The sequence below is a fragment of the Alsobacter ponti genome (assembly GCF_024294805.1).
In the GTDB taxonomy this organism is placed as follows: Bacteria; Pseudomonadota; Alphaproteobacteria; order Rhizobiales; family Beijerinckiaceae; genus Alsobacter; species Alsobacter ponti.
Genome location: NZ_JANCLU010000021.1, coordinates 44,842 through 57,076, shown reverse-complemented (window position 1 = coordinate 57,076; position 12,235 = coordinate 44,842). Strand labels below are relative to the sequence as shown.

The 12,235-nt window shown below is 69.2% G+C and carries 13 protein-coding genes; 1 reads left to right on the top strand and 12 read right to left on the bottom strand.

Going from position 1 to position 12,235, the window contains the following annotated elements; all coding sequences use genetic code 11:
• Positions 1 to 29: 29 nt before the first annotated feature.
• Entirely contained in the window at positions 30 to 2,228 is a 2,199-nt protein-coding gene (locus tag NK718_RS18185) for a putative bifunctional diguanylate cyclase/phosphodiesterase (protein ID WP_254745214.1), read from the top strand.
• A gap of 3 nt (positions 2,229 to 2,231) precedes the next feature.
• Here the strand turns inward: NK718_RS18185 and NK718_RS18180 are convergent, their stop codons facing one another.
• From NK718_RS18180 to NK718_RS18125, 12 genes are all read right to left on the bottom strand, one after another.
• Positions 2,232 to 2,831 carry an exopolysaccharide biosynthesis protein gene (locus NK718_RS18180; protein ID WP_254745212.1) on the bottom strand — a complete coding sequence of 200 codons (600 nt, stop codon included), beginning with the start codon at positions 2,829 to 2,831 and terminating at the stop codon, positions 2,232 to 2,234.
• A gap of 96 nt (positions 2,832 to 2,927) precedes the next feature.
• Complete coding sequence (locus tag NK718_RS18175) at positions 2,928 to 3,689, bottom strand: ABC transporter ATP-binding protein (RefSeq protein WP_254745210.1); 762 nt, start codon at positions 3,687 to 3,689, stop codon at positions 2,928 to 2,930.
• A 1-nt stretch (position 3,690) separates the two neighbouring features.
• Positions 3,691 to 4,443 (bottom strand): ABC transporter permease, encoded by a 753-nt coding sequence (locus tag NK718_RS18170; RefSeq protein WP_254745208.1) that lies wholly within the window; start codon positions 4,441 to 4,443, stop codon positions 3,691 to 3,693.
• Between the two features lies 1 nt (position 4,444).
• Positions 4,445 to 5,473, bottom strand: coding sequence for an ABC transporter substrate-binding protein (locus tag NK718_RS18165; RefSeq protein WP_254745206.1), 1,029 nt, complete (start codon positions 5,471 to 5,473; stop codon positions 4,445 to 4,447).
• Between the two features lie 111 nt (positions 5,474 to 5,584).
• Complete coding sequence (locus tag NK718_RS18160; RefSeq protein WP_254745204.1) at positions 5,585 to 5,854, bottom strand: usg protein; 270 nt, start codon at positions 5,852 to 5,854, stop codon at positions 5,585 to 5,587.
• Between the two features lie 167 nt (positions 5,855 to 6,021).
• Complete coding sequence (locus tag NK718_RS18155) at positions 6,022 to 6,633, bottom strand: nucleotidyltransferase family protein (RefSeq protein ID WP_254745202.1); 612 nt, start codon at positions 6,631 to 6,633, stop codon at positions 6,022 to 6,024.
• On the bottom strand, positions 6,630 to 7,670 hold the full coding sequence (locus NK718_RS18150; RefSeq protein ID WP_254745200.1) for a molybdopterin-binding protein: 1,041 nt from the start codon (positions 7,668 to 7,670) through the stop codon (positions 6,630 to 6,632). The genes NK718_RS18155 and NK718_RS18150 overlap by 4 nt, the downstream gene beginning before the upstream one ends.
• 11 nt (positions 7,671 to 7,681) lie before the next feature.
• Positions 7,682 to 8,395, bottom strand: coding sequence for an XdhC family protein (locus tag NK718_RS18145; protein WP_254745198.1), 714 nt, complete (start codon positions 8,393 to 8,395; stop codon positions 7,682 to 7,684).
• Complete coding sequence (locus tag NK718_RS18140; RefSeq protein WP_254745196.1) at positions 8,395 to 8,718, bottom strand: XdhC family protein; 324 nt, start codon at positions 8,716 to 8,718, stop codon at positions 8,395 to 8,397. The genes NK718_RS18145 and NK718_RS18140 overlap by 1 nt, the downstream gene beginning before the upstream one ends.
• 79 nt (positions 8,719 to 8,797) lie before the next feature.
• Entirely contained in the window at positions 8,798 to 10,036 is a 1,239-nt protein-coding gene (locus tag NK718_RS18135) for a vWA domain-containing protein (protein WP_254745194.1), read from the bottom strand.
• A 26-nt stretch (positions 10,037 to 10,062) separates the two neighbouring features.
• Entirely contained in the window at positions 10,063 to 10,986 is a 924-nt protein-coding gene (locus NK718_RS18130; RefSeq protein WP_254745192.1) for an AAA family ATPase, read from the bottom strand.
• A gap of 435 nt (positions 10,987 to 11,421) precedes the next feature.
• The gene (locus NK718_RS18125; RefSeq protein ID WP_254745190.1) at positions 11,422 to 12,228 is read right to left on the bottom strand and encodes an FAD binding domain-containing protein; all 807 of its coding nucleotides are present in this window, start codon (positions 12,226 to 12,228) and stop codon (positions 11,422 to 11,424) included.
• Positions 12,229 to 12,235 lie beyond the last annotated feature (7 nt).

The following is a 12,235-nucleotide window of genomic DNA, read 5'->3' as shown; positions in this document are numbered from 1 at the left end:
TTCGGTTGTAATGCGGCCGGATCTGGCGAATGCCCTGGAAGAAGCTGACGTATAATCAGCACGCGGTGACCGCCCGGATCGTGTGGCCGGTCGCGGCCGTGCTGCTGTCGATGCTCGCGCTCGCCTGTTTCGTGCTTCTGTGGACCGGCCAGCGCACGGACGAATTGGCGCAGGAGCACCAGACCCGCCACCTCGCGGCCACGCTCGATGCGCAAGCCCGCGTCACCATCGCCGCACTGCGGCTCGCGGCCGCCGAGCCGGAGACCATGGCCGCCCTGCAGGACGGCCGCGCCTATGCCCGCGCGGAAGCTTCCCGGCTCGGCGATCACGCCACCGTCTTCAACTCCGTGTTCCTGATCGAGCCCGACGACAAGCTGCTGTCGGGGCGCGTGGGGGACGCCCCCGCCGACGAGGCCAGTTTCGCCGCCGCCCTCCCCGTTCTCGCGCCGACGCTCGCCGAACTGCGCGATCGCCTGGCTCGCGCCACCCTTCGCGACGGGGAGCCCGGCGCTCCGGTGTCCGGCGTCGCCCGCCTGGTCGTCACGGCAGAGGGGCTCCTGTTCGTCGCCGCCACGCCGGTGGACTCGACGGAAGGCGCCTTCAGCCCGCGCGTGCTGGCGGGGACGCGGCCGCTGCCGCTGACCCATCTGCGCGACGCTGTCCAGGGCGGCGGCTCCGGCAATCTGCGCCTCGTGGGGCCGGCGGCGGCCCCGGAGGCGAGCCTTCCCGTGCTCGACGCCTCGGGAGCCGTAGGCGCGCGTCTGACGTGGGATCCCGAGAGGCCGGGACTGCTCGTCGTCGAACGCGTCATGCCCACCCTGGTCATGGCTCTGCTGGCGGTGACCCTGTTCTCCGGCTTCATGTTCTCGCACGTCCGCGAGGTCACGACCGAGCTCGTCGCGCGCGAGGCGAAGGCGACCCACCTCGCCCATCACGACGCGCTGTCGGGCCTGCCCAACCGGTCGCTGTTCATCAAGAGGCTTGACGACGAGCTCGCGCATCTGGCGCGCGGCCACCAGGGCCTGGCCGTGCTCTTTCTCGACCTCGACAAATTCAAGGAGATCAACGACACGTTCGGCCACGCGGCCGGCGACCAGTTGATCTGCACCATCGCCAGCCGCGTGCAGAGCGTGCTGCGCGGATCCGATCTCCTGGCCCGGTTCGGCGGCGACGAATTCGCGATCGTGCAGACCCATGTGCGCACGCCCCACGACTGCGCCACGCTCGCCAACCGGATCCTCGATGTCGTCCACGAGCCGGTCGAGCTGGAAGGGACGCTGGCGCATGTCGGCGTCTCGATCGGCATCGCCATCGCGCCCGAGAACGGCACCGACCGGGACCGCCTGATGCACCTCGCCGACCTCGCGCTCTATCGCGCCAAGCACGAGGGGCGCAATCGTTACTCGTTCTTCGAGATCGGCATGGACCAGGCGCTGCGGCTGCGCAAGATGGTCGAGGAGGACCTGCGCGGGGCGATCGAGCGCAGCGAGCTCGAGCTGCAGTACCAGCCGCAATTCTCCGCGGACGGACGCCGGATTGTCGGCGTCGAGGCGCTGGTGCGGTGGAACCACCCCGTCCACGGCAGCGTGTCGCCGTCGGCCTTCATTCCTGTGGCGGAGGAGCGCGGCCTCATCAGCGCGCTGGGCGAATGGGTGCTGCGCCAGGCCTGCCGCTCCGCCCGCAACTGGAAGGGCATCACGGTGGCGGTCAACGTGTCGCCGATCCAGTTCCGGCAGAAGGACTTCGTCTCCACCGTCATCCGCATCCTCGACGAGGAACGGGTCGACCCGACGCGCGTCGAGCTGGAGCTGACCGAGGGCGTCATCGTGGAGGACGCGGACGCCGCCGAGAACGCGATGATGGACCTGCGCGCGGCCGGACTGCGCTTCGCGCTGGACGACTTCGGCACCGGCTACTCGTCGCTGATCTATCTGCGCCGCTTCGCCTTCGACAAGATCAAGATCGACCGGTCCTTCCTGGAGTCGATGGAGACGACCGGCGAGAGCGCGATCCTCGTCCACTCCATCGTGCATCTAGGCCGCGCGCTGGGCCTGACGGTGACGGCGGAAGGCGTCGAGACGGCCGAGCAACAGCGCTTCCTGCAGGCGGTCGGCTGCCACCAGGTGCAGGGCTATCTGTTCTGCCGGCCGGTGTCGGCCGAGAAGATCGACGAGCTCCTGGGCCTGGTGGGCGAGGACGGGACGATCAAGCCGCGCGCGGCGGCGTAAGGCTCAGAAGATCGCCGTCGCGCTGGCGATGACGGCGAACACGAAGCCCAGACTCAGGCTCGTGCCGACCATGCCGACGGCAAGTCCGCTGACAACCACGTAGCCGTCGCGCTCGACGAGGCCGAGGCCCACGAGGCAGACGGCCAGGCCGAGCGGGATCTGCCCGATGAAGGGCGCCGCGAAAACCAGCGCCAGCGAGAAGGCGAGCAGCACCACGCCCATGACGCGAAGCGCCGGCTCCGAATGGAACACCACGAGCCGGGGCCGCGCCGCCCGCTCCAGCCAGACGAGCCAGGGCAACGCCCGCGCCGCCGCCTTGCTCACCACGTCTCGCGCGAGGGTGCGGTCCAGAAGCCGCCTCGGAAGCCAAGGCGAGGGCCATCCGACCACGAGCTGAAGCGCCACGAAAAACAGCAGGATGCCGCTGATGAGCGGGATCGGCGGCGGCATTGGCAGACAGTTCGGCAAGCCGAGCACGACGATCAGCAGCGCGTAGGTGCGTTCGCCGAGCGCGGCGACGATCTGCCTGACGCTGATCCTGTCCTCAGTTCCCGCCGCGAGCTGCATGAGGATGTCGGATGTGCGGCTTGGGCCCTGGGACATGATTCCGTTCAAGCAAACGGGGCCGACACGGCCCCGCGACGTTCATATCCCACTCGCCAAATGAGGCCAAGCAATGTCCGCCGCGGGCAGCCGGCGTCAGAGCTCCGCCGAAGCGGCCGCGAGGTCCTGCCGGATCGCCTGCGACGCCTCGCGAAGCTCGGCCGCGCCACGCTGGCGCGGCCTCGGCACCGCGATGCTTTGGGAGACGCGCAGCGCGCCCGGCGCGCCGCCCAGCGCGACGATCCGGTCGGCGAGGTAGACCGCCTCCTCGATGTCGTGGGTGACGAACAGCACCGTCTTGCCCGTGCGTTCGCGCACGCGCAGCAGCTCGTCCTGGAGCGTCTCGCGGGTCAGGGCGTCGAGGGCGCTGAACGGCTCGTCCATCAGCAGCACGTCCGGGTCGACAGCGAGGGCGCGGGCCAGCGCCACGCGCTGGCGCTGGCCGCCCGAGAGCTCGTGCGGATAACGGTCGCCATAGGCGGCGAGGCCGACGAGGCTCAGGGCGTCCGCGGCCCGCGCGAGGCGGTCGGCCCGGCTCAAGGGGCCGCGTTCCAGCCCGAAGCCGACATTCGAGAGCACCTTGCGCCACGGCAGCAGGCGGCCGTCCTGGAACACGAGCGCGACCGGCAGCAGCGAGCCCTTTCGCGGCGGCGCGACCGCGACCGTACCGGCGCTGGGGCGGCTCAACCCGGCGATCACCCGCAGCAGGGTCGACTTGCCGACGCCCGACGGCCCGACGATGGCGACGAACTCGCCCCGCCCGACGCTGAGGTCGAGGCCGCGCAGCACCTCGGTCCGCCGCCCCTCCCGGACATAGGAGAGGCCGAGCCCGGAAACCTTGATCAGTTCGTCCGCCATCTCAGGACTTCCACGCGAGAATGCGGCTCTGCGCGATCACGAAGAGCGTGTCGATGACGCCGTACAGCGTGGCCATGGTGATCATGTAGACGACGACGATATCCGTCGCGAGCAGGCTGGAAGCCTGCATCATGCGCTGGCCGAGCCCCGCCACGCCGAAGATCTCGGCCGCCACCACGGCCATCCAGGCCTGCCCCAGCGCGGTGCGCAATCCGGCAAGGATGCCCGGCGCGGCGGCCGGCAGCACGATCTTTGCAAGCTTGGCGAAAGGCGAGTGGTAGCCGAACGCGTCGGCCACCTCGATCAGGTCGCGGTCGACGGCGCGCACGGCGCCGAGCGTGGCGAAATAGCAGATCCAGAACACGCCGATCGCCACGATGAACACCGCGGCGGGCGTCGACACCCCGAACCAGATGATCGCGAACGGCACCCAGGCCAGGCCCGGGATCGGACGGAGCAGCCGCACGACCCAGGACAGCGCCGCTTCGGCCCGCCGATCCTGTCCCGTCACGACGCCGAGCGCGATGCCGAGCGCCGCGCCCGCGACAAGGCCCATCAGGTAGTGGCCGAGGCTCGACTGGATGGAGGACAGCCAGAAGCCGGAGCGGATTTCGCGCAGCAGGGCCTCGGGAATCTGGCTCGGCGCGGGCAGGAACGCCTGGGAGACGACCCCCAGGCGCACAACGCCTTCCCAAATGGCGAGGAAGGCGGCGAGGCCCGCCGCCCCGAGCCCAAGAGAGTATCGAACGCGCACGTCAGCCCGCTCTGGCTTTGCCGTAGAAGGTGGAATCGAACAGGCCTTCCAGCGGGTATTCCTTGTCGAGCGAGCCGAGCTTCACCTGATAGGCCTGCATCAGCCGCGTCGCGTCGACGATGGCGCCGGGGTCGGCGATGAACTTGCTCGCCGGCGACACCAGGGCGGCGCGGATCGTCGCGGTGTCGACGATGCCTTTGCCCAGCACCGCCTCGACATGGGGCGCGACCCGGTCGGGATCCTTCTGGATCAGGTCGACGGCCCTGACGGTCATGTCCACGATGGCCTGCGCGGTCTTGGGGTCGCCCTGCACCAGCGCGCCGGTGAGCGCCACCACCGTGCCCGGCTGGTTCGGGAACATCTCGCCTCCAAGCGCGACGATGCGGGTGCGCGGGTCGCGCTTGGTGATGATGGTGACGGCGGGCTCGCGGACCGTCGCGCCGTCGACCGCGCCGGTCAGCAGCGCCTGCTGGGTCGCGTCGATGCCCATGGGCACGATCTCGACGTCGGCCTTGTCCGCCTTGGCGACCTCCCACAGCCAGTATTGCATCGTGGTGTTCGGCACCGAGCCCGCCGGCTGCGTGGCGAGGCGGGCGGCCTTGCCCTGCTCCTTCCGGAACGCCGCGAAGGCCTGGGCCGGGCTGACGCCCTGCTTGAAGTGACCGGCCAACTTGCCGCCGGCCACCATCACCAGTTCCTCCACCGCCGTGGCGGTGACGACCCGGATGTCAATTCCCTTCGCGCGGGCGACGGCCAGCGGGGCCACGCCCGCCACGTAGATGTCCAGCGTGCCCGAGGCGAGCGCCTGGATCATGTTGGGACCCGACTCGAAGGTGATGAACTGGAGGTCGAGCCCCGCCTGCTTTGCCCAGCCCTCCTTGTCGAGAACGATGACCGGCGCCGCGCCGAGGATCGGAATGATGCCGACCCGCAGTCTCTGGGCCGCCCGGGCGGGGCTGGCGAGATGAAGCGCGGGCGCAGCCAGGGCGGCGCCCGCGGCTGTGCGCAGCAGGGTTCGGCGAGAAAACATCGGAAGCTCCCGTTAGCGCCTGTCGGCGAGATATCACGGGAGATTTAATTCGATCCGGAAAAAACACAAGACAAATCGGAATTTCTGAAATTTCACATGTCGAATTCGCTATTAGTGGACCCTCAGCTCGCCGTTGCGCACATCCAACTCGGCGGGCCGGATCAGCCGGGCGTGCGCCACCCGCACCGAATGCAAGGGGCCTTCGAGCTTGGTTTGCCAGAACTGGAGAAAGCCTTGGAGCACCGGGAAATCCGGCGCCACGTCGTAGTCCTGCCAGACATAGGCCTGCAGCAGAACCGGGTGGTCCGGCATCCGGTAGAGGATCCGGGCCGTCGTCAGGCCATAACCTTTCAGCTGTTTGATGAAGTCCTGCGAAACCATGCAACCTCCGGCCTAGCTGCCTGAAGTCGGGTCCGCCGAGGCTCGCCCGACTCTCGGGTGAAGAACTTCGCTCCCCGAGGATGGTTCACGATCGTCAAGATGAAGTAAAGATTTGCGTGTTCTATCAGAGACTTGGCAGCCGGCCTGGAGCCTTGCTAACAACGCCGTCAGTCTTGGGCGCGGCGAACCCCACCGCTCCGCAATTGCGCCAGCAGCTCCGGCGTGTCGACGTCGAAGGTGACGGATTCGTCGGCGACCGGCACCTCGACGACGCTGTCCCTGCGGGTCGCGAGCAGCTTGCGCGCGCCGGCGTCTCCCGAGAGCGCCGCAACGTCGCCAAACAGGGAACGGGCGAGAAGCACGGGGTTGCCCCACTCGCCCGCAAGGGTGGGAACGACGGCCGGCGCGTCGGAATGACTCTCGAACGCCGCCACGAGCCGACGGACCAGGCTCGCCTCGACAAGCGGCATGTCGCCGAGCAGCACGACCGCCGCCTCCGCCTCCCCGCCAAGCGCCGCGACGCCCTTGCGAAGCGAGGTCGACAGCCCCTCGGCAAAGTCGGGATTATGCGCGAACGTCACGTCCAGCCCGTGAAGCGCCGAACGGATTTGCGCGTCCTGGTTTCCGGTGACGACGACGACCGGCGCGAGCCCCGCCGCCAGAGCGGCCTCGACCGCGTGGCGCACGAGCGGCTTTCCCTCGAACGTCTCCAGCAGCTTGTTCGTGCCGCCCATGCGGCTCGAGCGCCCGGCCGCCAGGACGATGGCTGCGACGCTCACGCGGGGCCGTCCCCTGCCGTGTCCGGCGCGCCGTGCTCGCGGGGCTGGCCGCGCTGGACGATCTCCATCAGGAGGCCGCCGACGCCCATGCCGGCGATGTCGTCGCCCGTCACGGGGAGGCCGGCGAGCAGGCGTTGCAACACCCAGTCGAAGCCGTTTTCCTTCGGGCTGCGGGCGCAACCCGGCGCGCCGAGAACCCGCTTGCCGGCGACCTCTCCGAGCAGCAGCAGATTGCCGGGATCGACCGGCATGCCGAAGCGCTCCACCCTCCCCCCGGCGGCGACGACCGCCGACGGGATGACATCGCGCCGGTCGGTGATCGCCGACGCGCCGAAAACGACGATCAGGTCCGCCGCGCCATGGGCCAGGGAGGCGATGGCGTCGGCGAGCGCCCGCGTCTCGTGCGGCGTCTCGCGGTCGGCCACGATCGTCGCCCCCGCCGGAGCGAGCCGCTCGCCCAGCACCGTCAACGTCTTGCGCACGACGGAGGGCTTCAGGCCGGGCAGCAGGGTGGAGACGACGCCCACCTGCAGCGGCCGGAACGGCGCGACGGACACGGCCGGGCTCGACCCCGACTGCGCCTGCGACAGCGCCTTGTCGAGCAGCGTCGCCGGCGTCGCGAAGGTGATGATCTTGACCGTGCCGATCATCTCGCCAGGCACCACCGCCCGCCATTCGGGGAGGGTCGCGACGGTGATCGCCTCGTCGATCCGGTTGACGCCGTCCACCAGCGCGCGCCGGACGACCAGCACGCCCGCCGTCTCGGCGAAGAGGTTGGACCGCCCGGTGAACGGCTTTTCCACGCGGACGCCCGGTCCGGCGAAGGCCTGCGCCAGTCGATGCGCCGCCTCGTCTTCCGAAACATCGTCCGGCCCCGGTCTCGCGATCACGACGCTCGCGATTCCGGCCTCGCGCAGCAGCGCGACGTCGGCCCTCGAGATCACCGTCCCCTTCTTCACCACGCCGGCCGGCAATCGCACCGAGTGCGCCGCGATGCCGCCGATCGCCTCATCGAGGGGGACGGGCCCGAACTCCATCGCGGGCTCCGTCAGGCCGCGTCGCGGGAATTGGCGCGCGTGGCGTCGGCGCTCAGCCGAAGGCTGGCGGTGATCTCGCCCATGATCGACAGCGCGATCTCGGCGGGACTGATCGCCCCGATGGGCAGCCCGATCGGAGCATGGATCCTGGCGATCTGCGCGTCGCTGAACCCGGCGTCCTTGAGCCGCTGGACCCTGGCGCCGTGCGTCTTCCGCGACCCGAGAGCCCCGATGTAGAAGCATTCCGAGCGCAACGCGATGGCGAGCGCGGGATCGTCGATCTTCGGATCGTGCGTCAGCGCCACGAAAGCCGTGTAGCGGTCCACCCCGATGCGGGGCAGCACCTCGTCAGGCCACTCCGCATGGAGTTCCACGCGGGGAAAGCGCTCCGGCGTGGCGAAAGCGGTCCTGGGGTCGACGATGGCGATGTCGTGGCCGAGCAGTTTCGCCATCGGCGCGAGCGCCTGGCTGATGTGGACCGCGCCGGTGACGACGATGCGCACCGGCGGCACCTGCACGGCCAGGAACACCTCGCCCTGCGGCGTCTGCGCCATGCGGCTCTTGCCGGCGCGCAACGCCTGGCCCAGCAGTTCGGCGAGAGGATCGGCGGCGATGTCGGCCTCGCGCACCATGCGCTGCGCGCCGGTGGCGACGTCGGTGACCACGACCGTGGCGCGGCGGGCGGCGCGCTCGGCGTTGAGGGCGGTGAGGAGTGCGAGTTTCATCAGTCCACCCTCTCCACGAGCACCTTGATGCGGCCGCCGCAGGACAGGCCGACGCGCCACGCCGTCTCGTCCGCGACGCCGAATTCCAGCATGCGCGGCCCGCCGGACGCGATCACGTCCACCGCCTCGCCCACGACCGCGCCCTCGACGCATCCGCCGGAGACGGAGCCCAGGAAATTGCCTTCCTCGTCGATGATGAGATGGCTGCCGACCGGGCGCGGCGCGGAGCCCCACGTCTCCACGACGGTGGCGATGGCCACGCCCCGCCCCTCGCGCCGCCAGGCCTCGGCCCTGTTCAGGATATCGTCGTCTGTGGACACCATGGCCGGCCTCCCTTCCAGGACAACTCTATTCGCCAGACTACCGCCGATATCGGGCCGGCACATCCGCCACGCAAGCAGATCAGCCCACGCGTTTCAGCCATTTTCGCGGGTCTGCCTCGCCGCTTTCGTCTTCCGCGAGCGCCAGCGCCAGCGCTTCCATGGACGCCAGGTTGTGGATGGGTCGGAACTCGTCCACATGGGGCAGCATGGCGCGGATGCCCTGGGCCTTGGCTTCGAAACCGTCGAACCGCAGCAGGGGGTTGAGCCAGACGAGGCGGCGGCAGGAGTGGTGCAGCCGCTCCATCTCGCGCGGCAGGCCGGCCGAGCCGTCGCGCTCCAGCCCGTCCGTGAACAGCAGCACGACCGCCCCCTGCCCCAGCACCCGGCGCGACCACTCGCGGTTGAACTGGTGCAGGCACGTGCCGATGCGGGTGCCGCCGGACCAGTCCTGCACCTGCGCCGAGCAGCGCGCCAGCGCCTCGTCCGGGTCGCGGCTCTTCAGCGAGCGCGTGACGTTGGTGAGCCTGGTGCCGAACAGGAAGGTGTGAACCCGCCGCCGCTGTTCCGTCAGCGTATGAAGGAAGTGCAGGAAAAGTCTCGTATAATCCGACATCGAGCCCGAGATGTCGCACAGCGCGACGATGGGCGGGTGGCGCAAAGCGCGCTCGTGGAAGGCGAGTTCGATCACCGCGCCGCCGCCGCGCAGGCTGCGCCGGAACGAGCGCCGCGGGTCGATGCGGCGGCCGCGGACGGCGGCGACCATGCGGCGGGTCCGCACCTCGTCGTCAGGCAGTTTCAGATCGGTGATGGCCCGCTGCGCCCTGGCGATCTCGGCCGCCGTCATCTGGGCGAAGTCCTTGCCCTGCAACACTTCCCGCTCGGAAACGGTGAGCCGGGCGGAGACCTCCATGTCCTGCTGGCGGGGCTCGTCCTCCTCCCGCCCGCTCTGCAGCAGGGCCTCGGCGACGCGCAGGGCCCCGGCCTCGGGCTTCTTCTCCTCCTGGCCCGGCGCGGCGGGAGAGCGCGGCGACATGCTGGCGATGATCTTCTCGATCATGCCCTTGCGCCGCCAGAAGATGCGAAACGCCTGCTGAAAGATCTCGGAATGCTCGTGCTTCTTCACGAAGACGGCGTGGAGACTCCAGTAGAAATCGCTGCGGTCGCCCACCCGGGCGGCCTCCACGGCGGCGACGGCGTCGAGCACCGAGCCTGGCCCCACCGGCAGCCCGGCGGCGCGCAGCGCCCGCGCGAAATGGGCGATGTTCTCGGCCAGGCGGCCTTGCCCGCCGGTTTCCGCCACACTCGGCCGATCGCTCAAATCGCGTGCTCCCGCAAGGGCTTGCGCTACACCGCCCGGGCCTTGCCGGTCGCCTCGGCCTTGATCTCGTCGAGGATCGCCTTGGCCTTGCCGGCCTGCATGGCCTGGATGTCGTCCTGGTATTTCAGCAGCGCCCCGAGCGTATCGGAGACCAGCGCCGGGTCGAGCGCCACCGCGTCGAGCTCCACCAGCGCGCTCGCCCAGTCGAGCGTCTCGGCGACGCCGGGGACCTTGAACAGATCCTGCGAGCGGATGGCCTGGACGAAGGCGACGATCTCGCGGGAGAGGCGGGCGGGGGCCTTCGGGGCCTTGGCGCGCAGGATGGCGAGCTCGCGCTCGGTGTCGGGATAGTCGACCCAGTGATACAGGCAGCGGCGCTTCAGGGCGTCGTGAATCTCGCGCGTTCTGTTTGAAGTGACAACGATGATCGGTTTTTCAGGCGCCTTGACGGTGCCGAATTCGGGGATTGTCACCTGGAAGTCGGAGAGGACTTCCAGAAGAAACGCCTCGAACGCTTCATCCGTCCGATCAAGCTCGTCGATCAGCAGCACCGGCGCGCCGGCGGGGTCCGGCGACAGCGCCTGGAGCAGGGGACGGCGCACCAAATAGCGCTCGGAGAAGATGTCGTCCTCCAGCCGCGCGCGGTCGACGACGCCCTCGGCCTCGGCGAGGCGGATCGCCATCATCTGGCCGGCATAGTTCCACTCGTACACGGCCGAGGACACGTCGAGCCCCTCGTAGCATTGCAGCCGGATCAGCCGGCGGCCGAGCGTGCCGGCCAGCACCTTGGCGATCTCGGTCTTGCCGACGCCCGCCTCGCCCTCGAGCAGGAGCGGACGCCCCATCCGCAGGGCCAGGAACACGACCGTCGCCAGCGCCCGGTCGGCGACGTACTCGCCATGCGCCAGCAGCTTCACGGTGTCGTCGATGGAGGCGGGAAGCTGGGCCATAGGTCGGATGCTCACGATGCGGAGAGGCGGCACCGTCGGAACGGTTTGGACGCCTGGAGGTGGACGTACAAGAGTTAAACGACAAGGCGGCCGGGACAAGCCCGGCAAGCGGCCGTCTGCCTTGCGCCGTTGCCTACACTCTTCGAACCTCATAGTTTTCGAGTTGACTTCGTTCCAAGTTAAGCTCCGGATGTCGGTCTCGGGCGTTTCCAGCTATCCCCCAAACAACATTGAGCTGCACCCCCCGACAGAACACATTTCCCTTAAACATCATGAATTCCTGTTTAGGGTTTACGTAACGAACTTCGGCGTCAAAGCCATCGCGGGTCTTTAACTTGAGCGGAATGATAGGAGTCCATTTCTCTTTCACTATCTGCTCCCCAAAAAAGAAAGGCGGCCATTATAGCCGCCTCTTTTTTGGAGTGTAGAACAGCCTTACTTGGCGATGGCGGCGGCGACGGCGCGCTTGGCCATCACGACGATGAGGTGGGCGCGGTAGTCGGCGCTGGCGTGGATGTCGCCGTTGAGGCCGGTCGCCGGAACGGTGACGCCCTCCAGCGACTTCGGCGAGAAGCGCTTCTTCAGCGCCTCCTCCAGCGCCGGCGCGCGGAACACGCCGCTGGCGCCCGCGCCGGTGACGGTGACGCGCACGTCCCCGCCCCGCTTGGCCACGAACACGCCGACCATGGCGTAGCGCGAGGCCGGGTTGCGGAACTTGGCGTAGGCGGCGCGCGAGGGGATCGGGAAGGACACCTTCACGACGATCTCGCCCGGCTCCAGCGCCGTCTCGAACAGGCCGGTGAAGAACTGGTCGGCCGGGATCTTGCGCTTGTTGGTGACGATGGTGGCGTTGAGCGCCAGCGCCGCCGCCGGATAGTCCGCCGCCGGGTCGTTGTTGGCGATCGACCCGCCGATCGTGCCGCGGTTGCGCACGGCCGGATCGCCGATCTCGCCCGCCAGAGCGGCGAGGCCGGGAATGGCCTGCTTCACAACTTCGGATGTGGCGACGTCGGCGTGCTTCGTCATGGCGCCGATGACGAGCGAACGGCCCTTCAGCTCGATGCCGGACAGGCCATCCACCTTGGCGAGGTCGATCAGCACGCCGGGCGAGGCCAGGCGCTGCTTCATGGTGGGCAGCAGGGTCTGGCCCCCGGCCAGCAGCTTGCCGTCGTCGGCGGCCTTGGCGAGCGCGGACGCGGCCTGCCGCACCGTCTTGGGGCTCACATAGTTGAAGGCGTACATGGGTGAT